Source organism: Ktedonosporobacter rubrisoli (assembly GCF_004208415.1).
Taxonomy (GTDB): domain Bacteria; phylum Chloroflexota; class Ktedonobacteria; order Ktedonobacterales; family Ktedonobacteraceae; genus Ktedonosporobacter; species Ktedonosporobacter rubrisoli.
This window is the reverse complement of the sequence record NZ_CP035758.1, coordinates 9,026,860-9,052,133: the sequence shown is the minus strand read 5'-3', so window position 1 is coordinate 9,052,133 and position 25,274 is coordinate 9,026,860. Positions and strand designations below refer to the sequence as shown.

The following is a 25,274-nucleotide window of genomic DNA, read 5'->3' as shown; positions in this document are numbered from 1 at the left end:
ACGCATTCATAACGCGTAAAGGAGATCAAGATGCCTGAAATCACTATGCCCCGGCTCAGCGATACCATGCAAGAGGGGACAATTACGCGCTGGCTCAAAAAGGCCGGCGATGAAATTAAAAAAGGCGATATTCTTGCCGAGATTGAGACAGATAAAGCCAATATGGAGGTCGAGTCCTACGATAATGGCGTTTTGCAACAAATTCTCGTGCAAGAAGGCGAAACGGCACCTATCGGCCAGCCTATCGCGCTCTTATCTTCGGGCAAGGGCTCTGAAGCGGTGACCCAGCCTCAACAGGCCAGGGCAGCCAGCGAGAGCAAGCCCAGAGAAGCCAAGCCTGCGACAACAACGGCAGATGAGCAGGCGCCCGAGGCTCCTCCATCCCCTCAATATCCACAGGGCAGCCAGCCAGTTGGAGAGGGAATGACGCTCAGCACAAACGGTACAACCGAGCGCCTCAAGGTCTCGCCCCTGGCCCGCAGAATTGCTGAAGAGCACGGAATCGATCTACGGCAAATCCACGGAACCGGTCCGGGAGGCCGTATTGTACGCGATGATCTCGAAGACTACTTACAACAGCAACGCACTGTGCCTACGCCAACGCCTCAGCCGCAGACAGTAGCCGCTCCTTCGGCCCCGGCAGTTAGCCAGCCAGAGGAAGAGGAGTTGCGTACGCTCACTTCTATGCAGAAGACGATTGCGCGCCGCCTGAGCGAATCCAAGCAAACGATACCTCACTTCTACGTGAGTGGCGAGATCGATATGACCGATATGCTCTCAATGCGCCAGATGCTCAATAGTAATGCCGGCGAAGAGGGCGTGAAGGTAAGCGTTAACGATCTGATAGTCAAGGCCTGTGCCCTGGCCCTGGAAAAGTTTCCCGAGGTCAATAGCTCCTTCCGGGACGGACAGTTCGTCCTTCATAAACACATCAATATAGGCATAGCGATAGATATTCCCAATGGGCTTGTTGTGCCCGTCATTCGCGATGCTAATATCAAGGGCGTCCGTACCATTGCCCGCGAAGCTAAAGCGCTCATCGAGAAGGCCCGTACAAATAAGCTAACTACGACCGACCTCTCCGGGGGTACATTCTCCATTTCGAATTTAGGGATGATGGATGTGACGGATTTTGCCGCGATTATTAATCCACCGGAAGTGGCCATTCTGGCAATTTCTACTACGCGCAAAACCTTCGTCCCGGTTGATGGACAACCAGTAATACGCAATATCATGCCAATGACCATTTCAGCTGATCACCGCGTCCTTTATGGAGCAACAGCCGCGCGCTTCCTGCAGGAAGTCAAACGCTTACTCCAGAACCCTTATGCATTGCTGGGTTAGCTGCTCAGCTATATCTTTGGCTAATGCCAGGCTCCAGAGAGATCAGCATCTCTGATCCTGGCATTAGCTTTCAATTTGCCTGCTCTCTATGGATGGGTCTCTACCAGATCAACACACACTTTCACTTATATTTGAACATATTCCCTTATATTCAGATATATTACCTCAAATAAAGTGGAATATTTAGCACCCCTTGTTACCATAAATTGCTACTCACTGGCACTTTCCTAACTACTTCTCTGACTGTATAGTATACTTATTGACACAGGTCTATCTAACGCTTTCCTATCTAAACTCTACAAATATTGTGATTGAACCCTGTCAACTTTTAAGATCAGGAGAAAACTTATGCAAAAGCCTCCACTCCTACGTTGTTGCATGTGTATAGTAGTTGCAATGGTGGCCATATTGAGTATTTTGAGCACTCCCCTCTTCTCACCAGCAACAGCCCACGCTGCCAGCTTCACCACTGGCTATAACTCATCCCTTAGCTTTGGTGTCCGTCCGCTCTGGAAATATGCAAAAAAGATTTCTGCCGGGCAAATTCCTCCTTGCGTCAGCGCCACAGAGATACCGCGCTGCTACAGTCCGCAGCAGATTCGCAAGGCCTACAATATACAGCCATTGCTCGATGCAGGCACCACCGGCAAGGGGCGTACAATTGCCATTATTGACGGCTCCAGCAGCCCTACGCTCATGGCCGACGTCAAACTCTATGATAAACTTTATGGTTTGAATGATCCTAAAATTAATATTATTGCTCCCTTTGGCTTGCCCCCTTTTGAGGCTAATGCTTATACTGAAACGGCTCTGGATATCCAGATAGCCCACACCCTGGCGCCCGACGCCACGATTAATCTTGTCCTTGCCGATACGAGTCGCGCGCAGACCCCTACTCAATTCGCCTCGATCCTGCTAACCGCTACAAAATACGCGGTTGACAACGATCTCGGCGATGTAATCTCGCAAAGCTTTGGCGTTGGAGAGACATGCGTCGACCAAACCTATTTGCAAGCAGAGCACCAGATATTTCAAGCAGCTCGCGACAAGCAGATCACAGTTCTGGCCTCCAGTGGCGATACAGGAGCAGCCGACATTGTATGCAAGGGCTCAACGCTGACCTACGGTCAGACCGTCAATGTGCCCGCGGCTGACCCACTAGTAACCGGGGTGGGAGGCACAACCCTCAATGCTAAACTTGGCGGCAAATACATTAGCGAGACAGCCTGGAACGAGGGAGATAAAGGGGGCGGTTCTACAGGCGGTGGCTTCAGCACTATCTATTCCCGGCCCAGCTATCAGGACAACATCCCGGGTATTCATTCAGGACGTGGCGTGCCTGATATTGCTTACGATGGTGATCCCTTCACAGGCGTTCCGGTGGTCATAAGTATGAACGGGGGGACGCTCATTATCCCGGTTGGCGGTACGAGCGTGGGTGCGCCAGCATGGGCAGGAATTGTTGCGCTAGCCGATCAGTATGCTGGCAAGCGCTTGGGCTTCTTAAACGAGACGCTCTATCGCATCAGCCAGAGCTCATCCTACGGCAAAGGCTTCCACGACATCACCGATGGCAATAACTCGGTCAAAATCTTCGATCCCAGCGGCAAAGAAGTGAGCGTTGAAGGTTACAACGCGCATGCGGGTTGGGACCCGGTAACAGGAGTCGGCACACCTAAAGTCAATTCTCTGGTCCACCTGCTGGCCAGCTTTGACGAATAGTGACTTCTTAGACTCGCGCCTCCAGGCGAAGCGCGAGTCTTTTCTTCCCCAGCAAGCTATATTGCTTGTCCGAGCCTCTTCTCCAGCGTTAAGCACTATTTGCCACCGAATAAGAGAATGCTAAGCTGGTTACCAGAAAACCAATTATTTGTTATTATAGCTGACGGCCAGTTATACGTTTATATAATCAAGCCTGCCGTGTACAGTGCAACAAACAATCTAACCTTTCCCCGGCTAGAGCGTAATACAGGATGTACGAGGCATTTCTCAAGGAGGCAAGTAATGAGCAGCAATTTCTATCAGGGCCAGGACCCAAATCAAAATGATCAATACTCAGGCTATCAGGGTTATTACCAGCAACAGCAGCAAGCACCACAGCCCGGGACAGGGACCTATCAGCCTCCCTCTTATGGGCAGCAACAGCAGCAGCAGCAGCAGCAACAACAATATAGCGCTTACCAGCCGCCGCTTAACACAGCGACACAAGCAGGTTCGAGCGCGTCTGATCCAACGTCAACCAGCTTAAGTGCTAAGAACGAGGCCTTACTGAGCTATCTCTTCTGGTGGGTCACCGGCCTGATCTTTCTCTTCGTAGAGCGTAAAAATCGCTTTGTACGCTTTCATGCAGCGCAGTCAGTCATCACATTAGGCTCGGCCTTTATCGTCTATGTCATCGTGAGCTTGCTAAAAGCAATTCCCTTTATCGGAGGCCTCATCTTTGGACCTATTCAATCTATCGTCCTGGTCATTGCACTGCTTCTGTGGGCTTTCTTGATGTTCCGTGCCTACAAGGGTGCCAAGACCAGGATTCCGATTGCAGCCGATTACGCAGAGATCCTGGCAGACAAGTTCATGGTCAGGCGCTCTCCAAAGACCAAAAAGGCAAAGTAGACATAGGCGCGTTTACGAACAATAGCGTTGGAAGGTCCAGGCAAACAATGTAACAGAAGCAAAGCGATCTTCAGGCTTTTTTGACAGAGCATGCATAAGCACTCTGTTTACAAACGGCGGCAAAGCCGGATTAAACATAGCCGGCGGCTGCAAAGGCATATTCTGATGCAAATGTTTCATGATATGCTCTGAGCTTCCTTGAAACGGTGGACGGCCAGTAAGCAGCTCATAAGCAAGTGCAGCCAGTCCATATTGATCTGATGCCGGAAGAACCTGACCATCCCATCTTTCGGGGGCCACAAAGGGGAAGGCTTCCGGCATTCTTGGTAAAAAGCTTCCATCCTGCGGAATAGCCATATCCGTGAGAAGCAAGTGAAGTTGGCGCATTTCGCTGGCGGGGCGAAGTAACAATAAATTTGACAATTTAAAATTTTGATACGTAATATTGCGATCATGCATGGCTTGCAGAACTTCAGCCAGCTGCCCAATAATATGCGCAACCTCGGGCGGAGAGAAGAGCTTCGATCCACTATATTGCATTAGCCACTGTGCAAGAGATCCTTCCGCATAATAGGTCATTGTTTTGTAGATAAAAGGCGCACCACTCACATATGATTTCCCAATTTTCATAGGATGAAGAATGTGCGGATTCTCGAATGGCTCTAGCAAATCTTGTTCGATCTGGAAGAGATTAGCTTCTTCCTCAGTTCCCTCCATAAGATAATATGGAATTGAACCAACCTGCACAGCTTTGAGCGCTACCTGTTGCTCGCGCAGGCGATCATAGACAAGATAGGTATTGCTGGATGTATCGCTGCCGATCTGAGAAATAATCTCATAACGGCCAAGATCATGGCCTACGAGAGAGATCTTTTTTTCGCTGGTCGGAGGCTTTCCCTCTCCAGACTCCCCGGCCCCGGGCTGTATTCGCGAATTGCCCATCGGCACTAAATGCCCTGATGGATTAGTAGCGGCCAACGGCGACGTCCGCGGTTGAGCATGGCCGTGCAGAGAATTATCAAGCTCGGATGGAGGCAGCGGCGTCTGTGGCCCCGAGTTCCAGGGAGCAGCCTCCGGGGAGGGTAAGGGAGACGTGTTTGGCGTCTGTGTAGAGCGCGACGAATGCTCCTGCTCCAGCGGCTGTTGAGGAAATGGCGTCTGTGGCACTGCTGAAGGCCATAAAGCCTGGGAACTTCTCTTGCCAGTTGCCGCTATCCGTAAGCAAATCACCGGTACTTCCCAGCCATACTTTTGCCCGGCCTGCTGTACTAGACGATGAACAAAGAGACGATTAGACGAATCTTCTTGACCAAGAATCAAGGCAAATGGAACTATCGATCTCTGCAGAAATAGGGTAAAGGCCTCTAAAGCGTTTGCCGCTATGACTGGCTGATAATTCATGCTCATTAAAAGACGCGCCAGATAACGCGCCCGTGGCTCATGGTGATCAATAATGAGCACGGGGAAAGCGCTATGAAATAATTTTCCTATTATCGTTCTTGTGCGTGGCTCATTCAGCACTTGCTGTAATACATTGGCCAGAGGAGCAAATACGGTCTCAGGCTGGTCAAACGAGAACGGAACCTCATGTGCTTCGAAGTTTACCATACGCTTTCTCCTCGCACTACAATGTCTCTATTATGGAAGAGCTATGTATAGCGTACTACAAAATAGGCCAGTTGAAAAGAGCTAGACATTAAAATATGATAGAGTATCTGTCAAAATACGCAACTAAAATATTTGCAGTGCCAAATTCAGCGATACCAAGCGCGGTTAGACAACTACTCATCCTTTCCAGCTATCTAGATACAAGGTGGACTATCTTACTTCTGCAGGCTACAAGGGATTTACGCAATCCCTGCTTTCCTTCTATGCCCCAGCAGCATAGATATGTTTAAAGCAAGCAGTCAAAATATGGGGAAATCTCAGAGCCAATGAATCATAATTCCTTTTTATTAATTCAATGCCTCTCTTTTATCGTCACACCCATTCTCTTTGCTGCACAAGAAAAGGTTTCTCACATAGTACATTGCTTGAAAAGCAATTACCAGAACTAGGAAAAATGGGCTATTCCCAAGGGCTTAGAGCTGCCGAATCCTTCTCAGGATGGACCAGCACCTGTAATCAGCCCTTTCTAAGGTTTCTCCTTCGAGCAATTTCGCAAATTGGCCCCAGTTTCTCCACACAAGCAACCAAAATGCCGGGCAACCTCGTTTTATTTAACGGTCAGAGCGATATGGCAGGACTGGGGGGATTATCGAGGGTCCAGCCATTATCGCGCTGGCCACTTTTTAGCATAAAGTTCCCAAGCTTTTTCATATTGCTTTTTCTCTTCTCTTCGGGGAAAGCATGCTGTGCCGTACACATAGTATATCTCTGACCGTGGTGTAATGAATTTCCCAGCGCATTTATCTGAAGCGGGAGATAATCCCCAAAATAGAATTATCTCCCGTCTAGCATTATACAGCAATTAGCGAAGGTTTATCCATACTGTTTTTGTTTGCGTATAGGATTCCAAGACCGCCTGGCCCATCTCGCGCCCATAACCGCTTTGTTTATAGCCGCCAAAGGGCGCGGCTGCATCAAACTGATTATAGGTGTTAACCCAAACCACACCGGCTTTAAGAGCTGCTGCCATCTTATGGGCTTTCTTGACATCGCTGGTCCAGACGCCGGCGGAGAGGCCATAAATTGATTTATTGGCTCGCGCCGCCACCTCCTCTACATCCTCAAAAGGCAATGCTACCACGACGGGGCCAAAGATCTCCTCGCGCGCAATGGTCATCTCGTCGCGTACATTATCAAAGACCGTGGGCTGCACAAAATAGCCCTTTAAGCGCTCATCCTCAGCCCTGGCACCTCCTGTAGTAGCTGTAGCCCCTTCTCGTTTCCCGGAGTCGATATAGCCCAGCACACGCTCTAATTGTTCCTGAGAAACGAGCGGCCCTAGATCAGTTGCCGGATCGATGCCTTCGCCGATTTTCATCTTTCCGGCATAATCGGCCAGCCCGCTCACTACCTGTTCATACACAGCTTTGTGGACAAACAGGCGGCTACCAGCCGTACATACCTGGCCTTGATTAAAGAAAATGGCATTCATAGCTCCACGCACTGCATACTTCAAATCGGCATCAGGGAAGATAATATTCGGCGATTTTCCACCAAGTTCCAGCGTAACGCGCTTTAAGTTATTGACGCTGGCCTGCAGGATCTTCTTGCCTACTTCTGTCGAGCCGGTGAAGGCAACCTTATCAACATCAGGATGTGAAGCTAGAGCTGCGCCAGCCGTCTCACCGAAGCCGGGCACAATATTGACTACACCTTCCGGAAAGCCTGCTTCACAGATCAGCTGGCCCAGGCGCAACGCCGTTAATGGGGTTTGCTCGGCCGGCTTTAAGACAACTGTATTACCGCAGGCCAGGGCCGGAGCGAGCTTCCAGGCAGCCATTTGCAAAGGGAAGTTCCAGGGAATAATCTGTCCAACGACCCCCACCGGCTCACGCAAGGTGTAGGTAAACATATTCGGGATCGAGACGGGGATCGTCTCGCCTTCCAGCTTCGTAGCCCAGCCGGCGAAATAGCGGAAATGGTCAACAGTCAGAGGCACATCGCCGGCTCTTGAATACTTAATGGGTTTCCCATTATCCAGGGTTTCCAGCAGCGCCAGTTCCTCGGCATTTTGCTCAATTAGATCAGATAGTTTCCAGAGCAAGCGCCCTCGCTGCGAAGGGGTAAGCTTAGGCCAGGGACCGCTCTCAAAGGCTTTGCGCGCGGCAGCTACCGCACGGTTAATATCTTCAGCATCCCCCTCTGCAACGTTTGCCAGCACCTGGCCGGTAGCCGGATTAAGCGTCTCAAACGTCTTGCCGCTGGCAGATTCCACCCACTGCCCTCCAATCAGCATCTTTACAGGCTGTTGCTGGAGGAAAATACTTTGTGTCGTATCTGTTATACTTGTTGTCACCGTAGACATACCTCTCATTTCTTTGAGCATAAAACTGCCTATATCCTAAAGCATATCATGTACATACGTTTATTACCAAGTTGTTGGCGCCTACTTGCAGAGATTTTCAGTCTCGTTTTTGACCCGCCTGACAGCGGCAAGGAGGAGGAAGTAATCGGGGCTCCACCCGCGCCCCGGATCAAGATCTTCATTCGCTTGCTCGCGACGCCCCTTCACAATCCCAGTGTGGAGGAGTGGAAACCTCTGGCGCCTACTTGCAGAGATTTTCAGTTCTCGTTTTTGGCCCGCCTGACAGCGGCAAGGAGGAAATTTTGGGTTCTATTAAAAAACTGAAGCATATTCTTCTTGACCTGAAGTGAGATATTCAGCTACGCTTTGAAATAAATATATGGTCGTTGCACCCGCTTCGCTAGAAGGATATAGCAAGGAATGACACGCATCCTCTCTTATAATATCCTCTTAGGTGGCACACAGCGAGTCGAACAGCTTTCGCTGATCATCAAGACGGCTCAGGCAGATATCATTGGCCTGGTCGAAGCTACTGATCCGGAGGTAGTTAAAGAGCTCGCACACCGCCTGAATATGCACTATTGCCTGAGTGGATATGGAAAACACGCCCGCGACTGGAATCTCGCCATCCTCACGCGCCTGCCAATACTCCATTCAAGGGTGCATACACACCCGCGCAGCTTTGTACGCCGTCACTTCCTTGAGGTATGCGTGAGCAGGCCGGATGGCAAAGCGCTCACGCTCTTCCTCATGCATCAAATATCTGATTTCGGCTACAGGACAAAAAGTCATCTCGTGAGACGTCGCGAGGTAGAAGAGATGTTACGCATCATGCAAACCCACAAAGGCAAGCCTCATCTCGTAATGGGCGATTTCAACTCGCTGGCGCCTGGTGATCCTTTTTACGCGAGCAAGATTCTGCGCTATATCCTCGCCGGCCCACACTACATGCCACCCCAGCCACCTAAACCCACGCCGCCTGCGGTGATCCCTTTGCGCAGGCGCCTACTCAGATATACGCTCCGCACCGTATTAAATAGCCAGAAAGCCTGTGCCCTATTAGATCACTATAGTAAGCCTTATGCAGAAGGTGGCATAGATCTGCTTTTGAACGCAGGTTACACTGATTGCTTTCGCTACCTGCATCCCCATACAGCAGGCTTTACATTTCCGGCAGCCATGCCCGCCTGTCGTATCGACTATATCTTCGCCAGCCCTGAGCTAACTGTGGAGCTCAGCGAATGTGCTCCTATCACATGTGGCACAGACATGCAGGCAAGTGAGGCCAGCGATCATTTGCCGCTAGGAGCTACTTTTCTGGATGAGGCTTGACCGCCATTTATCCACTTGCTAACGCCGCCCACTTTCGGCCAGGTGGGCCGCATGAATGATCAGGTTGCGCACGCGCCTATCAAAGGTGGCGAAGCGTTCATCGCTGGTCTGCCCTCGCTTCCAACGGACATAGATCTGTTGCAGGATTACGGCCAGCTTAAAATAGGCAAAGATCATATAAAAATGGAGCGCTGAGAGATCTCTGCCACTTTTCCGGGCATAGAGCTCGCTAAAGCGCTCACGCGTGATAAAGCCCGGCCGCGCCGTGATGGTAGGCAATACTTCTTGCAATTCCTGCGGATCATCTGGCTCGACCCAATAACTCAATGAGCTTGCCAGATCAAAAAGTGGATCTCCGATGGTGGCCATCTCCCAGTCAAGGACGGCGACCGGCAGTCCCAGATCGGCCCGGCTCATAAGCATATTGTTAAGCTTGAAATCGTTATGGATCAACGTTGGAGGCGGGCTAAGTGGGATATGCTCGGTCAGCCAGCCTATTAACGGCTCAAGCTGAGGAATATGGTCAGAGCTGGCCCGCCGATAGCGCTCGATCCAGCCCTTCACCTGACGGGCCAGAAAGCCTTCGGGATGACCAAATGAGCCCAAGCCGGCCGCCGGCCAGTCGATAGCGTGGATCTTGACCAGAGTCTCAACTACCGCCTCACTGATGCGGCAACACAGCTCATCATCTACAGCCACGCCTTGCGGAAAACTACTATCAAGCACTATTCCTTCGCGCCTCTCCATAACATAGAAAGGGACGCCCATAATTGTCAGGTCGGCGCAAAAGATATAGGGCCTGGGCGCAAGGGGAAAAACTGGATGGATCTTCAGCAATAAGCTGGCTTCACGCGCCATATCATGCGCCTTCGGTGCTACCGGGCCAAAGGGAGGACGGCGTAAAACGCCTTGCCAATCTCCACTCGTGAGCAAATAGGTCAGATTAGAAGCTCCAGATGGAAATTGGCGTACCTGTAGCAAACCTTCGCCCAGCCCTGCAATATGCTCGTGCAGGTAACCTTCTACACGCTGAATATCGAAGCTCTCTCCAGAACGAACAGCTATTGTTTCTCCATCAGTACTCATTTGTGTTCTCTCCTGGCCTGATGTATTTTGCTTTTCATCCCAATGCTACCTATTTCATAGTGCTCATCATATCACAAGCTCGCTCACTACGCCCTCAGGCAAGGTTTTTATGTCAAATTTAGAATATGTAATAATTTACATATGAACTGGCGTATATTATTAAAAGCGTATATTTCTGGTTATCTCAGCAAGATGGAGAAAAAGCTATGAATGACAAGCTAAGCGATGGTAAAGTGAGGTCGAGTAATTTCTTTCCAGAGTCAAGGCTATCCAGGCGTGGCTTTATAGCCTTGTTAGCTACCAGTGTTGTCGCCGGTTGTGGGACCACGCAAAAGCCCACCCAGCAGCTTTCCCCAACTCCTACGCCAACTCCCAGCAGACCAACCCCTACGCCAGACGCGTTACCCACCAGCGCGCCTGCCGCCCTGCGCAATCCTACTCAGGTGATAGGGCCAGAAAATGCCGATCATGTAAGTTTACTGGGCGTAATAAGTATGAACAATTTTGGAGCTGTTCGCGGCGTTGGTTGGTCGCCTAATAGTTCTGTCCTGGCGGCAGGCGCCTATAAGATAGTCCAACTCTGGGATAGCCAAACCGGCAAGAATCTTGCTACGCTCCAGGGTCATACTGAGCAGGTCTACGCCACAAAATGGTCCCCTGATGGAAACCTGCTAGCCACGGCCAGCGAAGATCAAAGCGTGCTGATCTGGGACATCAAAGCCCAAAAGGTGCGCACAACTATACAGGAAGGCAATTATCCCTTTTTTATCAGCCTGGCCTGGTCGCCTGACGGCACGCGCCTGGTGACAGGCAATTCTAGTGGAAATATACAGCTCTGGGATAGCCAGACGGGCCAGAAACTGGCAACCTGGAACGGCTCTACGCCGCAATCTCTCTTTGGTGGTGGCCTCTATCCCACGGCGACTTATGGCCTTGACTGGTCGCCTGATGGTAAGCGCGTTGCGACCACGCGCTATGATGGATTTGTTCAGATATGGGACGCCGTGACAGGGCGCCAATTAACCTTTCTTGAAACCCGTGACCAGCCCAACGATACTGCCTGGTCACCTGATGGGCGCTCACTTGCCTCTTCTAACGATGACGGCACCATCCAGCTTTGGGATACTGCGACCTGGAAGAATTCACAAACGCTCAATGGCCATAATGGCGCGGGCTGGGCCTATGCGCTTGCCTGGAGCAAGGATGGCCATGTGCTGGCGGCAGCGCATCATAATGGCTTGATCCAGCTCTGGGATAGCCGAGCTGCTAAGGAGCAAAAAAAACTTACAGGACATACGCAGGGCATATGGAGCATGGCACTTTCTGCGGACGGCATGAGATTGGCTTCGGGCAGTGATGACGGGACAATTCGTTTATGGGGAGTATATGCTTGATAGGCCGCCCTATATATCCATTAAATGGCCTGACCCGGGATAGAGAAAAAAGGTGCTGGCAATATACATTCCAGCACCCGAAATTATTCCAGATGAATTATCGATGACGAGGCATATATCCTGGCAGTACTTCTTCGACAGTGTGCACAAGAACCTCTTCGGTAAAGGGCTTGGGCAGATAACGATTGGCCCCCTGCCGTAGTCCCCAGGCCTGATCAGCGTGCGTATTCTTCGTGCTCACCATAATAATAGGGAGATTACGTAATGAATCCTGAGCACGTAGCTGGCGGCAGAGCGCAAAACCATTCATTCCCGGCAACAGCACATCTAAAATTAAGCAATGTGGCTGCTCCTGAAAAATTTTGGCCATACCTTCACGCCCATCGGTAGCGGTAATCACTTGATATCCCACTTTTTCCAGGGCCTGAGCCATATAGAGGCATGCAGTTGTACTATCGTCGATAATAAGAACCTTGGGTGCTTGCATCATGGGTATTATGTTCCCTCCAGCGCCGTTCGCTTTCCATCGCTTCCCACATTTGTCACAACATTGTCCTTTATAACTACGCTTTCTTATCTTTCACCCATGTGAAAGATACCTAGTATGTATACTAACACTTCAAGAAAGTATTAGCAAATTATACGGCAACTTTCCCCCAAAGGTACCTGACATGCGCTGCCAGGGCCATTTGGCCACAATCGCCAGCAAGCTTACATATAGCATTTGCATTGTACTCTCCCTATGTGGTACGAATGTGACGATATATATAGCAGGAATAGAGCAAGGAGGAATAGTCTATTCTATGTACCCCAAAATTGTAAGCACCTTTCATTTTAGCGAAGAATCCCTCAAGCTCTTGGAAAAAGCTGCGGAGGCCGATATCGTCAATTGCGCCAGCTTAACTGATGAGAAGGTGCAACCCCTTGCCCATGAGGCCGAGATTATTTGCGCACCAACGCTGCCCGCTAACTGGCACGAGCTTTTCCCTCGCTTGCGCTGGCTGCAAAGCTCGGCTGCTGGTACTAACCATTTGCCCGCCTCGCTTGTCACGTCAAAGAGCGGTATCATAGTTACGACAGCTTCTGGCGTCCATGCGCATAATATTGCCGAATATGTGATTTGTAGCATGCTGATGTTTAACCGCTCCTGGCCTCAACTGGTAGAAGCTCAACGTCAGCATAAATGGCTACACAGATCTTACCAAGGCGGGTCCTTCTCTTCGCGTGAACTTATAGGCCGCAGCATTGGCATTGTCGGCCTGGGCCATATCGGACGGCGGATCGCTCAGTTAGCGCGCGCCTTTGGTATGCGTGTCCTGGCCACCAGGTTTTCGGCAAAAGAAGATGGGCAAGATGCAGACGTGGATCAGCTCTTTGCCTGGCAGCATTTACATGAGTTGCTCAAACAGAGCGATTATGTAGTGCTCTCGGTTCCTTTAACAAAGGAAACTACAAAGCTCATTAGTGAGCCAGAGCTACAGGCCATGCGCAACGACGCTTATCTTGTGAATATCGCACGAGGCAATGTCATTGATGAGCCTGCCTTGATCCGTGCCCTTCAGGAGGGCCAGATTGGTGGGGCCGGCTTAGATGTGACCGCACAAGAGCCCTTGCCCGCAGATAGTCCCCTCTACGAGCTGCCAAATGTCATCCTGACGCCTCATCTCTCCGGCCATACCGAGCACTATGATCAACGCCTGGCCGCTATCTTCGCCGATAACCTGCGTCGCTACCGTAGCGGTGAACACTTAACTAACCAATACAATGCGAGCAGAGGTTATTAGAAGCTACACGTAGAGCTTGGAGAGCGACGAACCTGTCGCGGGTTAAGTCAAGGTGCTCTCTTGACAGATTGTGCTGGCTTATGCCACACTTGCAGAAAGTTTGTATATTGATTTTTCTATCACTGGTGAGGCCTCAATGAACACGTTCTATTGAGACAACTGAGTCGAACGGCGGCTACCAGGCTGGCATTCCTGGACCGCAACACGACCGCATGACAAAACCGCCGCTCCAGGCGCCATCACTGCCGCACGCGCACCTCCTCCTGAGGCCAGGACTATGTTTCTTTTCTTCCTTATAGTTTTCTGGCTCAAGGAGTACATTGCCATTTCTATGAAATACGCACCACCTACCGATTCGCCCTCAACAGCTCCGGAACGGCCTTTATGGCGCAATCAGGACTTCTTGTTGCTCTGGAGCGGGCAGATTGTCTCTACTATCGGCACCAATATGTCAGCGCTGGCCTTGCCGCTGCTAGTGCTAGCATTGACCCATTCGCCGGCGCAGGCTGGACTGGTAGCAGCCCTGCAAATGCTCCCTTACCTGTTGTTCAGCCTGCCAGTCGGAGCCCTGATCGATCGCTGGGATCGTAAAGCGATCATGATACGCTGTGACGCAGTGCGCTGGTTAGCGCTAGGCTCGGTGCCGCTGGCCTTTTTCCTGGGTCACTTGAGCGTTGCCCAGCTCTATATTATAGCCGTGATCGAGGGAACTGCTAATGTGCTCTTTGGTCTGGCCCAGATCTCGGCCCTCCCGCGCGTGGTCAAGCCTGCCCAGATCCCACAAGCGTATGCCCTGGACCAGGTGACGGAATATATTTCCACGCTACTCGGTCCCAATCTGAGCACGTTGCTGATCAGCCTGGCGCGCTCAACGGTACTCGGGGCAATCCTTGCCTACCTGGTAGATAGCATCTCCTACCTGATCTCGGTGATCTCTTTGCGCTTTATTCGTGTGCCCTTCCAGAACGAGCGCAAGCAAGAAAAGATCCATCTCTGGCAGGATATTATGGAAGGGCTACGTTTCCTGTGGCAGCAACCTATTCTGCGCATCATGGTCTTGCTTACGATGAGCGTCAATTTCCTCTCGGTCCCCGTCAAGCTGGCTATCATCGTGCTGGTGCAGAATCGACTCCATCTGGATGCCTTGATGCTGGGCATTATTATCAGCGCAGATGGTATTGGCGGACTGGTTGGCGGCTTTCTGGCGCCCTGGGTCAAGCGCCATTTGCGCTTTGGACAGATCATCATTGGTTCGGTAATCGTGTGGTCGCTGGCGACGCTGCTCTGTACGCTGGCCACTTCGGCGCCCTTGCTGATTATCGGCCGGGGACTTGTCGGGCTAATCTGGCCTTTATATGCAGTTGCTCTGGTCTCGTATCGGCTTTCTATCACGCCTGATGAGTTACAGGGACGGGTGAATAGCTCTTTCCGTGTCCTGACCTATGGTATTGAGGCAATCGGTTCTGCTCTGGGTGGCCTGCTCCTGGCTATGCTTGATCCGCGCATAGAGCTTGGCTTGATTAGCGGCGGCCTGGCCCTTAGCGCTATTATTGTGGTCTTCACACACTTGCGCAGGGCCTGACCTCCTTCTTGAGAGCTCCGGTAGACATCTGGAGCTCTCTTTTTTCATGGTATAAAGGAGCTTGAGGCTGCTCCTCTTCACCCACCTGGACTCAGTTAGACAATTCTGCTAAACTTGAAATGCGGAGTTGGAGGCCATCACCATCTCCCTATCGAAAGGATAAACCCATGACTGAGATGCATTCCTCAGAAGATCTATATCTCTTCTTTCCACAGTGGGAGGGTTCAGGGAAAACCGAGGTCTATATAGGAGCAACGATCCTCCAGCAGATCCTCCAGCCACACATTCCTTTCAATGCGATCAAGGTTGAAGCTGCCCACGAACCAGACTTCGAGCACGATATCCTTGGTTACTCTCATATTCTGCGCTATGCACAAGAGGCCCATCACCTCTTGAGCAGTAAGAATCCCCGCCGTATTTTCACCCTTGGGGGAGATTGCGGAATCGAAGTTGCCCCGATCTCTTTTCTCAACAAACGATATGACGGTGATCTAGCAGTGATCTGGCTAGATGCCCACGCAGATTCGAATACGCCCCTATCCTCTCCGAGTAAGACCTTTCATGGAATGGTATTGCGAACATTGTTAGGGGAAGGCGCCCCAGAACTAGTTGCCACATCATTTTCGAGGCTTCTTCCACAGCAAATTTTTCTCGCCGGCGTTAGGGATCTCGATGTCCCAGAGCAGCGCTTCTTAAGTCATGCACAGGTATCCTCATTCACCAGCGCACAACTCACTACTCAGGCTGAGGAGATCGCAGATACGCTCAAAAAGCAAGGCTTTTCCCATGTCTATCTCCATATCGATGTGGACGTGCTTGATCCACTGTCCTTTCCCGCAGTTAAAGATATATCCCACTTTCCTACACCTGGGGGCATAGATATACAAACCCTCCGACATTTCCAGCACATCATGATAAGCAAGCTGACAACCGTTGGATGGTGCCTGACCGAGGTAATCCCTCCCCAGCATGAAAACATGCACGAGCTTGAGCAATTGGCCGGCCTCTACGCGCAAGCTCTCAAGTAGCGGCCAATGGCTACAGCTAGGGTCTGGAAGCGTATTGTGAGCAGGCTTGGGCCGATGGCAGAGCATTTGTCCTGATGATGCCTTTTTTGCACTGTTCAAGGCAAACCAAGGGATAATGAGTCCAATTGTAGGATATTAAAAACGTCACAAGCTCTGAAGAACGGCATAGATAAATGTAAACTGCAGGAGGTTGCCATGCCATCACCATTTCTGGCTTCCTTGCCACTCGCTCCCACAGCTGCGGCACTACGTAGCGATCAACGTGAGCTTGTGAGCTATATCGAGGATACATGTCAGCGTATCGAGAGTCTTGACGATGAATTGCAGGCGCTTTTACCCGAAGCCAGGCGCTGCGAACGCCTCCTGAGTGAGGCCCAAGCGCTCCAACAACGCTTCCCCGATCCAGCACAGCGGCCTCCCTTATATGGAGTGCTAGTGGGCATAAAGGATATGTTCCATGTCTCGGGCTTTCCAACCTCGGCGGGCTCACAGCTTCCAGCTTCCGAGCTTACGGGAGAAGAGGCAAGCTGCGTAAGCAAGCTACGCGCGGCCGGTGCTCTTGTGCTGGGCAAAACTGTGACTACCGAGATGGCCTATTTTGAGCCAGGCCTCACGCGCAATCCTCATAATCTCCAGTACAGCCCGGGAGGCTCAAGCAGCGGCTCGGCTGCTGCGGTAGCCGCCGGTTTTTGCGCGCTGGCCCTGGGCACGCAAACGATTGGCTCGACCATCCGGCCCGCCGCCTTCTGTGGTATCGTCGGCTTCAAGCCAACATATGGCCGCATTTCTGAAGATGGGCTTATTTTATGCTCTCCCTCAGTCGATACGGTGGGCATATTTACGCAAGATGTCGCCGGGAGTGCGCTGGCGGCTTCCTGGCTCTGCCATGATTGGCGAGCAGTTTCGCTTAAGGATCGGCCAGTTCTGGGTATTCCTGAAGGTCCTTATCTGGCTCAGGCCTCTAGCGAGGGCCAGGCCGCCTTTGCCGGCCAGGTTGAGGCGCTTGAAAGGGCGGGATATCGCGTGCAGCGCGTACCGGCCTTGCCTGACATCAGCGAGATCAACCTGCGCCATCGAAATCTTGTGCATGCTGAAATGGCCCGCGAGCACGCCACCTGGTTTGCGCGCTATGAAGGGCTCTATCGTCCGCGCACCGCCCAGGCTATTCGCGCAGGCCAGACAATCAAGGCGTCAGACCTGGCAGCGGCCCGCGCCGGGCGCGCTAAATTACGCGCGGAGCTAGAGGCCTTAATACAGCGGCATGAAGTGGATCTCTGGATCAGTCCCGCGGCTCCTGGTCCCGCCCCCGAAGGCATCACCACTACCGGCGATGCCATTATGAATCTACCCTGGACACATGCAGGCCTGCCAGCGATCAATCTGCCGGCCGGATACGCCGCCAATGGCTTGCCGCTTGGACTGCAAGTTGTTGGCAAGTACATGGCCGATGAGCAGCTACTTGGCTGGGCCTCAGAGCTGGCCAGTGTGGTAGTCCGTTAAAAGATTTAGCCCCCTCCCTAAACCAGTTCAGCTAGGCTTTACTTAGCTGGTTTTTTGTGATCTTATTGTTTTTTTCCTTTTTTTCAGTATACTATACTTGTATGCTACTCAAATACATTTTTGTAAGCGTATCAAGGATTTATTCAATGTTCGCTTCATCTCTCCGTTTCCTCGCATGATAGACCATCAAAACTCAATAGAGAAAAAAGCAGCAGTTCACAGGAGATTTAGCCATGATTGAAATGCACATTGAGCACGTAAGTCTCAATCCACAAACAAATTCAGGCACGATTACTTTAGGAGAAGCCGAGCAGAATCGTCAGCTACACATCCAGGGAACATTTCAGGAGATTAGAGCAGTTACTAGAACGAACCATGAACTTAGCAATGATCCGCTTTCCCGCCTCTATGGCCTCTTGAAAAATATCATTCTTGCTTCTGGCTACTCAATCACCAGAGTAGAAATTACCGGCTTTGTTGATACAACGCCACAGGGAAAGATCGTACTTAAGACAGCCGAGAAACAGGTAGAACTTGAGGCGCTTGCCCTGGATGCCATTGAGCTGGCGATCAGCACGCAAACGCCGATCCTGGTCGCAGAGGAAGTTCTGGAGCAGGCCGCACAAATGCCCGCGCCAAAGGAGACGTCTCAGCTATCGCAGCCGACGATCCAGCAAACTTTGAGCAGCCTATCGGCAATATCAGAAGCTGCTAAGCTCACGGAACACTCACGGAACGCTCTCAAATTTGCCGAAGAGGAGGCGCGCCGCTTCCAGCACAATTATATCGGAACTGAGCATCTCCTCCTTGGCCTCGTTCATGAGAAGCAGGGGGCAGCAGCTCGCGCGCTGATAGATCTCGGCGTCGATCTCGCAAAAGTTCGTTCCTCAGTTGAATTTATTATTGGGCTCGGCGACCGCCTCGTCTTGGGAGAAATTGGCCTGACGCCTCGCTCCAAGAGGGTGCTTGAGCTTGCCATCGACGAAGCTCATAAAATGAAGCATCAGTATGTCGGAACTGAGCATCTCCTCCTTGGCCTCGTTCGCGAAGGCGAAGGCATTGCGGCTGGCATTCTTGAAAGCCTGGGTGTCAGACTTGAGCATCTCCGCACCCGGATTCTCAAGCTCCTGAACAACGACTCTTAGCGCGAGCTGAGGCACTTCTGTGAAGGTGTGAGGAGGCCGCAAAGCTGAAGCGCCGATCCCCTCCTCACGCTTCGCCCAGAATATTACGGGAAGGCAAAAACTTGTTTATCATGGCATATAACTTTCCAGGAGATATGCCGCAATGAGCTCTACCCTCGTAGCAGCAAACTACACGCCACCTTTTGCCGCTGCCCAACAACAGGCAAGCACTATTTTTCCCGCTGAGAGCACTATACAAGCCCATTTTTTTATGGTATATATCCTCTTGTGTCATCATATTTCAAATCATTCTATTAGATGAGCTCACAGGCGTTCAAGCATATCTGAAACTTCAGCTGTTAGCCTCCGGGGTTGCTAACACCTTAACGGGTCGGTACTGAGGGAAGGAGGAGAGAGCCAAAGCTTATCTTGCTCTCTTCCCTAGCAAGTTGATAGTGCCTGATCATAAAAGCGAGAGTTTGTGAGGCCTGCACTCGTACTTAGAAATAACAAGGATTGTTAGCTCCGAAAGCATTTGACAAGCATAGCAGGAGGCACTACGCATGATCCGATCTAAAATAAAAGTTTACATCCAGCATCACGGCAATATGCATTGCGATCCACGTTGGCTCATCAATACGCCACTTTTAATGGCCTCGCGCCGCGAGCCGCATAAGGCGGCCGAATGGCGTTCCTGTCCGACCCATACCGTCGTTGTGGACCATCCCGATGGGCGCATTTTGATGGATACTGCTTGCCCGCGAAATTGGGAGGAACGCTGGGGTGCAACCGGCCTACAAGAGTTTTTCCCCTATGACGAGGTAAAGCCCGAAGAGTATTTTGAAGAGCGCCTTAAACAGCTCAAGCTCGATCCGTCAGACTTTAAATATGTCTTCCTGACACACCTGCACTTTGATCACGCTGGCAACATTGGCGTGTTTAAGCATAGTGGGGCCGAGGTGGTAGTAAACAAGACCGAGTATAACGAGGCTATGAAGCTTGAAGGAATTTCGCAGGGAGGTTTTATCAAGGCCGATTATGATATGGAGGGAATCAAATATCACCTGGTCGAGGGAGACACGCAGCTAGTCGATGGCGTCACCCTTCTAGAAACGCCTGGCCATACCTGGGGCACAATGTGCATGCAAGTTGATCTGCCCAACAGCGGGACTATAATCTTTACCTCCGATGCCATCTATCTGCGCGATAGCTATGGTCCGCCCGCGGTTGGATCTCCAGTTGTCTACGATAACCTGCAATGGGCAAGATCCGTCGAAAAGATCCGCAACATTGCCCATAAGAAAAATGCCACAATAGTCTTCGGCCACGATCATGCCCAGATCAAAGAGCTACGCCTGGCACCCGAAGCTTATTACGATTAGCTGTCGTCATCTATTCACTAATACAGGCCTTGTAGCGTGTCATATTCTGCTTGCTTAGCAGCATAGATAGAAACGCTCTATGTCCAGACACCTGGTAGGAATTATTGCCAATCCTGCTTCAGGCCGCGATATTCGTCGCCTTGTTGCCCATGGCACGATTTTCGACAACAATGAGAAGACAGCCATTGTAAGGCGCGTACTGCTCGCCCTTGAAGCAGTAGGCGTTACGCGCGTTGCCTATATGCCGGAGCATGACTTCGGCATATTGCAGCGGGCTCTGGATGGGCATCGAGAGGGCTCACCTCTGACGGTAGAGCCACTCCCGATGCCAGTAACAGGAACCGGCGCCGATTCCACACAGGCTGCCCAATTGCTCTGTGCGCTGAACGCTGGCTGCATTATTACGCTGGGAGGAGATGGAACCAACCGCGCCGTAGCCATGGGTTGTGGACATGTACCGCTCGTTCCAATCTCAACAGGCACAAATAATGTCTTTCCCTCATTTCTTGAAGGCACTATCGCCGGCCTGGCAGCGGGTCTGGTAGCCAACGGTCTAGCAGACAATAAGCAGCACCCAATAGTAGAGCGCGTTCCGTGGTTAGAAGTCCTGATTGATGGAGTAAGCCGGGAGCATGCGCTCATCGATGTTGTTGTCTCTTCATTGCCTTTTGTTGGCTCTAGAGCCATCTGGGACCTATCGTCAGTACGCGAAGTGATCCTTTCGCGCGTTGCTCCAGCGACTATCGGGCTTTCAGCTCTGGGAAGCGCACTGCTGGATGCCAACAAGGCCACTGATCAGTTTCCCGGTCTGCATATTACGCTGGGAGAAGGAGATCTCCAGGTCCTGGCCGCCCTTGCACCCGGCCTTGTGCGCTGGGTAGCTATCAATGCCTATCGCCGGCTAGCTCTTAACGATGCGGTGCAACTGAGGCCCGGTGTAGGCACTGTTGCGCTGGATGGCGAGCGCGAGATTGAGCTCGCATCGACTTCAGCAGTGACGATCAATCTACGTGCTGATGGCCCTTTTGTCGTCAAGGTAGAAGCTGCGCTGGCGGCAGCAGCCCGGGCCGGGTACCTGTCTCGCCAGATATCCAGCTCACCCACCAACGCTTGCTAAAACTGCTTTAGTGTATGAGGACTAGATTACAGCCAGAGGCGCTGGCACAGTTAGCCTGAGCAACAGGCAGCCTCTAGCTGGCCGCCCAACGGAGGAGAACTTGTCACTATGGTCACACAACAGAACATAACAAGTAATACGTTGGACAAGGCTCATCTACTCAAAATGTACGAACAGATGATGACTATCCGCCAGTTTGAAGAACGGGCCGGGCGCGAGTTCGCTGCCGGGAAAATCCCTGGTTTCGTCCACCTCTATGCAGGCGAAGAGGCGGTGGCCGTTGGCGTATGCGCGCATCTTACCGATGAGGATTTCATTACCAGTCACCATCGGGGCCATGGCCACTGCATAGCCAAAGGGGTAGATATACGCGCGATGGTCGCCGAACTACTGGGGCGCGAAGCGGGAGCTTGCCGTGGCAAAGGTGGCTCTATGCATATCGCTGATGTGCATAAGGGTATGCTCGGGGCTAATGGCATCGTTGGGGAAGGCTTCCCACTCGCTACGGGTGCGGGCCTGACGGCTAAACACAACGGTCGCGGCCAGGTTGCCGTCTGCTTCTTTGGCGATGGCGCGGCCAATCAGGGCACCTTCCACGAAAGCCTTAACCTGGCAGGCATCTGGAAGCTACCAGTTATCTTTGTGGCCGAGAATAATGGCTACGCCGAATCTACGCCTGTGACCTATCACATGAGCTGCCGCGATATCGCCGAGCGGGCCGCCGGCTACAGTATGCCCGGCTTAACCGTGGACGGTCTGAATATATTTGCTGTCTATGAAGCTGCGGGCGAGGCTATTGCTCGTGCGCGCCGTGGCGAGGGGCCCAGTTTGATAGAGTGTAAAACTTACCGCTACTATGGCCACTTTGAGGGCGATACAATCACCTACCGTACCAGAGAAGAGGTGGCTTCCTACCGCTCACGCGATCCTATCCTCGCCTTGCGCAATTCGTTACAAGAGCGGGGAATCGCCTCAGCTGAGGAATTAGACGGGCTCGACAAGCAAGTCACGGAGCGCATCGATGACGCCTGGCGCTTCGCAGAAGCTGCGCCCCTGCCTCAACCAGAGGAAGCGCTCACAGATGTTTATGTGCAATACCCATAAGTAGTAGCTTGCTGGTAGCGTGAATATCCCCGCTTGAAAGGAAGGAAAAGTTCATGGCTGTCGCGATCCGTCAACTCACCTATGCACAGGCAATCAACGAGGCTCTCCGCCAGGAAATGCGCCGCGACTCGCGCGTTATTCTCCTGGGCGAAGATGTAGCCGGGGGAGCTGGCGTGCAGAACTTTGAACAGGATGATGCCTGGGGTGGCGTGCTAGGCGTTACCAAGGGGCTGGTCCAGGAATTTGGGCGAGATCGCGTCCTTGATACGCCCATCACCGAGGCAGGCTTTATCGGCGCCGCTGTGGGCGCTGCCACCACCGGCCTGCGCCCTGTGGCCGAGCTAATGTTTGTGGATTTCTTTGGCGTCTGCTGGGATATGATTTTTGATCAAGGGGCCAAGCTACGCTATATGTTCGGTGGCAAGGCAAGTTGCCCGCTCGTCATCCGTACGATGATCGGCGCCGGCATGGGCGCCGCTGGCCAACACTCTGGCGTACATTATTCAGTTTTTTCACACATGCCAGGTATCAAAACTGTCGTGCCCTCCACGCCGGCCGATGCCAAGGGCCTGCTCGCTGCCTCTATTCGCGACGAGGACTTAGTTGTGGTCTTTGAGAACAAAATGCTGTATTCTATGACGGGCGAGGTGCCTGAAGGCGAATATGTTATTCCACTGGGCAAAGCTGATATCAAGCGCGAAGGCACCGACGTTACCATTGTGGCCATCTCGCGCATGGTGCAGCAGGCACTCGCCGCCGCTGAGGCGTTGTACGCAGACGGTATTTCTGTGGAAATCATCGATCCGCGCACGCTCTCGCCCTTAGATGAAGACACGATTCTGCAATCAGTGGCAAGGACGCACAGGCTGATCACCGTTGACGAGGACAATCCGCGCTGCAGCATCGCTACCGATATTGCCGCGCTGGCGGCCGATAAGGCCTTCACCGAGCTCGATGCGCCTATCAAGCTTGTTACAGCGCCGCATACGCCAGTGCCGTTCAGCCCACCGCTGGAACAATTCTATATTCCCAGCCCTGAGCGCATCATGGCAACGGTACAAGAAATTCTGGGCTAAGCATTTTTGCTTCCCCGCAGGGAGGCCCTATTTCGCGCTCCCGAACTAACCAGGAAAAACATGCGAAATGAGGGTAGCCAGAGTCCAACAAGCTCTGCTCAGAGCCGCCATTGGAAGCAGGACAGAGCTTGTAGCGCTATTTTTAAGCGTTCACTGCATATTTAACATATGCAAATAAGCGTTCATTGCATACTTTACGCATAGAGAAGGAGTCTTCATGAAGATCAGGCCTAATCTTGAACAGTTGCGCGAGATCGCCAGGGGCTATGGTTTCCACATGAGCGATGCTGACCTGAGCTCGTTTCTCGGGCTTATGGACAGTACGCTAGAATCCTATAGCCGCCTCGATCAGCTCGCCGATTCTACTCTGCCCGTACGTTATGCACGCACTGGCGGCTACCGGCCCGATCCTGAGGAAAATATCCTCAACGCCTGGTATCAAAAATGTTCGATCAAAGGAGCTGCAGAAGGGCCTCTGGCAGGCAAGCGCATCGCCATTAAGGATAATGTTTGCGTGGCTGGCATCCCTATGATGAATGGTAGCGCGCTGCTGGAAGGCTATGTGCCTGAATTTGACGCCACCATCGTTACACGTATATTGGATGCTGGCGGCGAAATTGTCGGCAAGAGCGTTTGCGAATCGCTCTGCTTCTCGGGCGGCAGCCACACATCTGATACAGGACCAGTTCTTAATCCCCACAATCACATGCTTACGCCCGGCGGTTCATCCAGCGGGAGCGCAGCACTTGTAGCCGCCGGCGAGTGCGAGATGGCCATCGGTGGAGATCAGGGGGGCTCAATACGCATACCGAGTAGCTGGTGCGGAACTTATGGCCTGAAGCCAACCTATGGTCTCGTCCCTTATACCGGTATCTTTCCTATCGAACTAACCCTCGATCATACCGGTCCAATTGCGGCCAGCACTGCAGATGTGGCTCTGTTGCTCGAAGCCATCGCCGGCGAGGATGGGCTTGATCCTCGCCAGAAAGATGTAAAGGTTGAGAAATACACAAGCGCTTTAGCCAGCGATACGGAGGGTCTTCGCATTGGTATTGTGCGTGAAGGCTTTGCTTGGGCCGAGCTTTCCGAGCACGATGTTGACGAGATGGTAAAGCAAGCTGCACAGCGCTTTACCCAATTGGGCGCGCAGGTTGACTTGATCTCACTGCCCATGCATCGCGATGGAATTCATATCTGGCGCGCCATAGCTGTTGAGGGTGCAACCATGCTTATGGTGCGCGGCAATAGCATGGGCACAAACTGGAAAGGGCACTATAGCACCTCGCTGCTCGATGCATATGCGCGTGGACGGCTCAGCCGCGCCGACGATTTTTCTGATACAGTCAAGCTGGTCGCTCTGCTCGGTCAATATATGCAGAATAACTACCACGGCCACTACTATGCCAAAGCCCAGAATCTGGCGCGCCGGTTGGCCAAAGCGTACGATGAGGCCTTGCAAAGTGTGGATTTGTTAGTTATGCCAACAACACCGATGAAAGCAACCCGCATTCCCGGGCCAGATGCTCAGCGCGAAGAAAAAGTGCAGAGATCGCTAGAAATGATTGTCAACACGGCGCCAACCGATGTCACCGGTCACCCCGCGATGTCGGTACCCTGCGGTCTCTCCGCTGGCTTACCAGTTGGGATGATGCTCATTGCTAAGCGCTGGCATGAGACAACTATCCTGCGTGCCGCTCACGCCTTCGAGCAGATCAGCGGCTATCAGGTCCACTCACAACAAACTTCGGCTCCGGTGTAAGCGTCGCAAGCAATGGGTAAGTGTATGGCCTTGATGTGAGGGATAGACTCTCTGAGCGAAAAGCTTGCCAGCCTTT

The 25,274-nt window shown here is 52.1% G+C and carries 18 protein-coding genes and 2 pseudogenes; 16 read left to right on the top strand and 4 right to left on the bottom strand.

Annotated elements, in window-relative coordinates; translation table 11 throughout:
• Positions 1–30 precede the first annotated feature (30 nt).
• From EPA93_RS39150 to EPA93_RS48765, 3 genes are all read left to right on the top strand, one after another.
• On the top strand, positions 31–1,344 hold the full coding sequence (locus EPA93_RS39150) for a pyruvate dehydrogenase complex dihydrolipoamide acetyltransferase (RefSeq protein ID WP_129892730.1): 1,314 nt from the start codon (positions 31–33) through the stop codon (positions 1,342–1,344).
• A gap of 348 nt (positions 1,345–1,692) precedes the next feature.
• A complete protein-coding gene (locus EPA93_RS39145; protein ID WP_129892729.1) occupies positions 1,693–3,066 on the top strand; it encodes a S53 family peptidase in 1,374 nt (457 codons plus the stop codon).
• A gap of 282 nt (positions 3,067–3,348) precedes the next feature.
• Positions 3,349–3,957, top strand: a complete 609-nt coding sequence (locus EPA93_RS48765; protein WP_165423700.1) for a DUF4870 domain-containing protein — start codon at positions 3,349–3,351, stop codon at positions 3,955–3,957.
• 12 nt (positions 3,958–3,969) lie between these two features.
• Here the strand turns inward: EPA93_RS48765 and EPA93_RS39135 are convergent, their stop codons facing one another.
• Together EPA93_RS39135 and EPA93_RS39130 are read right to left on the bottom strand one after the other, a co-directional pair.
• The gene (locus tag EPA93_RS39135; RefSeq protein ID WP_129892728.1) at positions 3,970–5,565 is read right to left on the bottom strand and encodes a serine/threonine protein kinase; all 1,596 of its coding nucleotides are present in this window, start codon (positions 5,563–5,565) and stop codon (positions 3,970–3,972) included.
• 862 nt (positions 5,566–6,427) lie between these two features.
• The gene (locus EPA93_RS39130; protein ID WP_129892727.1) at positions 6,428–7,930 is read right to left on the bottom strand and encodes an aldehyde dehydrogenase family protein; all 1,503 of its coding nucleotides are present in this window, start codon (positions 7,928–7,930) and stop codon (positions 6,428–6,430) included.
• A 420-nt stretch (positions 7,931–8,350) separates the two neighbouring features.
• On the opposite strand from EPA93_RS39130, the gene EPA93_RS39125 reads away from it, so the two are divergent.
• Entirely contained in the window at positions 8,351–9,262 is a 912-nt protein-coding gene (locus EPA93_RS39125; RefSeq protein WP_129892726.1) for an endonuclease/exonuclease/phosphatase family protein, read from the top strand.
• Positions 9,263–9,280: 18 nt separating this feature from the next.
• On the opposite strand, the gene EPA93_RS39120 is transcribed toward EPA93_RS39125, so the two are convergent.
• Positions 9,281–10,348 carry a phosphotransferase family protein gene (locus tag EPA93_RS39120; RefSeq protein ID WP_129892725.1) on the bottom strand — a complete coding sequence of 356 codons (1,068 nt, stop codon included), beginning with the start codon at positions 10,346–10,348 and terminating at the stop codon, positions 9,281–9,283.
• Between the two features lie 206 nt (positions 10,349–10,554).
• On the opposite strand from EPA93_RS39120, the gene EPA93_RS39115 reads away from it, so the two are divergent.
• Positions 10,555–11,742 carry a WD40 repeat domain-containing protein gene (locus EPA93_RS39115; protein ID WP_129892724.1) on the top strand — a complete coding sequence of 396 codons (1,188 nt, stop codon included), beginning with the start codon at positions 10,555–10,557 and terminating at the stop codon, positions 11,740–11,742.
• A gap of 97 nt (positions 11,743–11,839) precedes the next feature.
• Here EPA93_RS39115 and EPA93_RS39110 read toward each other — a convergent pair whose 3' ends face one another.
• A complete protein-coding gene (locus EPA93_RS39110) occupies positions 11,840–12,232 on the bottom strand; it encodes a response regulator (protein ID WP_129892723.1) in 393 nt (130 codons plus the stop codon).
• A gap of 313 nt (positions 12,233–12,545) precedes the next feature.
• Between EPA93_RS39110 and EPA93_RS39105 the strand changes: the two genes are divergently transcribed.
• The 11 genes and pseudogenes from EPA93_RS39105 to EPA93_RS39060 all read left to right on the top strand — a co-directional run bounded on the left by EPA93_RS39105 (position 12,546) and on the right by EPA93_RS39060 (position 25,198).
• Positions 12,546–13,526, top strand: a complete 981-nt coding sequence (locus EPA93_RS39105) for a D-2-hydroxyacid dehydrogenase (RefSeq protein ID WP_129892722.1) — start codon at positions 12,546–12,548, stop codon at positions 13,524–13,526.
• A gap of 331 nt (positions 13,527–13,857) precedes the next feature.
• Positions 13,858–15,108: an MFS transporter gene (locus tag EPA93_RS39100; protein ID WP_207229322.1), complete on the top strand. Its 1,251-nt coding sequence runs from the start codon at positions 13,858–13,860 to the stop codon at positions 15,106–15,108.
• Positions 15,109–15,275: 167 nt separating this feature from the next.
• Positions 15,276–16,136: an arginase family protein gene (locus EPA93_RS39095; RefSeq protein ID WP_165423699.1), complete on the top strand. Its 861-nt coding sequence runs from the start codon at positions 15,276–15,278 to the stop codon at positions 16,134–16,136.
• 195 nt (positions 16,137–16,331) lie between these two features.
• The gene (locus EPA93_RS39090) at positions 16,332–17,636 is read left to right on the top strand and encodes an amidase (RefSeq protein WP_129892719.1); all 1,305 of its coding nucleotides are present in this window, start codon (positions 16,332–16,334) and stop codon (positions 17,634–17,636) included.
• A gap of 233 nt (positions 17,637–17,869) precedes the next feature.
• Positions 17,870–18,250: pseudogene (locus EPA93_RS51365) on the top strand (bifunctional nuclease family protein); the annotation flags it as partial.
• An 84-nt stretch (positions 18,251–18,334) separates the two neighbouring features.
• Positions 18,335–18,769 (top strand): annotated as a pseudogene (locus tag EPA93_RS51360) (Clp protease N-terminal domain-containing protein); the annotation flags it as partial.
• A 554-nt stretch (positions 18,770–19,323) separates the two neighbouring features.
• The gene (locus EPA93_RS39080) at positions 19,324–20,142 is read left to right on the top strand and encodes an N-acyl homoserine lactonase family protein (protein ID WP_207229321.1); all 819 of its coding nucleotides are present in this window, start codon (positions 19,324–19,326) and stop codon (positions 20,140–20,142) included.
• A gap of 79 nt (positions 20,143–20,221) precedes the next feature.
• Entirely contained in the window at positions 20,222–21,259 is a 1,038-nt protein-coding gene (locus EPA93_RS39075; protein WP_129892717.1) for an ATP-NAD kinase family protein, read from the top strand.
• A gap of 108 nt (positions 21,260–21,367) precedes the next feature.
• The gene (locus tag EPA93_RS39070) at positions 21,368–22,363 is read left to right on the top strand and encodes a thiamine pyrophosphate-dependent dehydrogenase E1 component subunit alpha (RefSeq protein ID WP_129892716.1); all 996 of its coding nucleotides are present in this window, start codon (positions 21,368–21,370) and stop codon (positions 22,361–22,363) included.
• Positions 22,364–22,416: 53 nt separating this feature from the next.
• Complete coding sequence (locus EPA93_RS39065) at positions 22,417–23,439, top strand: alpha-ketoacid dehydrogenase subunit beta (RefSeq protein ID WP_129892715.1); 1,023 nt, start codon at positions 22,417–22,419, stop codon at positions 23,437–23,439.
• Positions 23,440–23,656: 217 nt separating this feature from the next.
• Positions 23,657–25,198 carry an amidase gene (locus EPA93_RS39060; protein WP_129892714.1) on the top strand — a complete coding sequence of 514 codons (1,542 nt, stop codon included), beginning with the start codon at positions 23,657–23,659 and terminating at the stop codon, positions 25,196–25,198.
• The last annotated feature ends 76 nt before the right edge of the window (positions 25,199–25,274 follow it).

Bases quoted from the DNA above. Each gene is read 5' to 3' on its own strand.
- EPA93_RS39065 (WP_129892715.1), top strand. From the start codon at position 22,417: ATGGCTGTCGCGATCCGTCAACTCACCTATGCACAGGCAATCAACGAG.
- EPA93_RS39135 (WP_129892728.1), bottom strand. From the start codon at position 5,565: ATGGTAAACTTCGAAGCACATGAGGTTCCGTTCTCGTTTGACCAGCCT.
- EPA93_RS39145 (WP_129892729.1), top strand. From the start codon at position 1,693: ATGCAAAAGCCTCCACTCCTACGTTGTTGCATGTGTATAGTAGTTGCA.
- EPA93_RS39060 (WP_129892714.1), top strand. From the start codon at position 23,657: ATGAAGATCAGGCCTAATCTTGAACAGTTGCGCGAGATCGCCAGGGGC.
- EPA93_RS39105 (WP_129892722.1), top strand. From the start codon at position 12,546: ATGTACCCCAAAATTGTAAGCACCTTTCATTTTAGCGAAGAATCCCTC.
- EPA93_RS39110 (WP_129892723.1), bottom strand. From the start codon at position 12,232: ATGATGCAAGCACCCAAGGTTCTTATTATCGACGATAGTACAACTGCA.
- EPA93_RS39095 (WP_165423699.1), top strand. From the start codon at position 15,276: ATGACTGAGATGCATTCCTCAGAAGATCTATATCTCTTCTTTCCACAG.
- EPA93_RS39080 (WP_207229321.1), top strand. From the start codon at position 19,324: ATGATCCGATCTAAAATAAAAGTTTACATCCAGCATCACGGCAATATG.
- EPA93_RS39070 (WP_129892716.1), top strand. From the start codon at position 21,368: ATGGTCACACAACAGAACATAACAAGTAATACGTTGGACAAGGCTCAT.
- EPA93_RS39125 (WP_129892726.1), top strand. From the start codon at position 8,351: ATGACACGCATCCTCTCTTATAATATCCTCTTAGGTGGCACACAGCGA.
- EPA93_RS39075 (WP_129892717.1), top strand. From the start codon at position 20,222: ATGTCCAGACACCTGGTAGGAATTATTGCCAATCCTGCTTCAGGCCGC.
- EPA93_RS39090 (WP_129892719.1), top strand. From the start codon at position 16,332: ATGCCATCACCATTTCTGGCTTCCTTGCCACTCGCTCCCACAGCTGCG.
- EPA93_RS39150 (WP_129892730.1), top strand. From the start codon at position 31: ATGCCTGAAATCACTATGCCCCGGCTCAGCGATACCATGCAAGAGGGG.
- EPA93_RS39100 (WP_207229322.1), top strand. From the start codon at position 13,858: ATGAAATACGCACCACCTACCGATTCGCCCTCAACAGCTCCGGAACGG.
- EPA93_RS39115 (WP_129892724.1), top strand. From the start codon at position 10,555: ATGAATGACAAGCTAAGCGATGGTAAAGTGAGGTCGAGTAATTTCTTT.
- EPA93_RS39120 (WP_129892725.1), bottom strand. From the start codon at position 10,348: ATGAGTACTGATGGAGAAACAATAGCTGTTCGTTCTGGAGAGAGCTTC.
- EPA93_RS48765 (WP_165423700.1), top strand. From the start codon at position 3,349: ATGAGCAGCAATTTCTATCAGGGCCAGGACCCAAATCAAAATGATCAA.
- EPA93_RS39130 (WP_129892727.1), bottom strand. From the start codon at position 7,930: ATGTCTACGGTGACAACAAGTATAACAGATACGACACAAAGTATTTTC.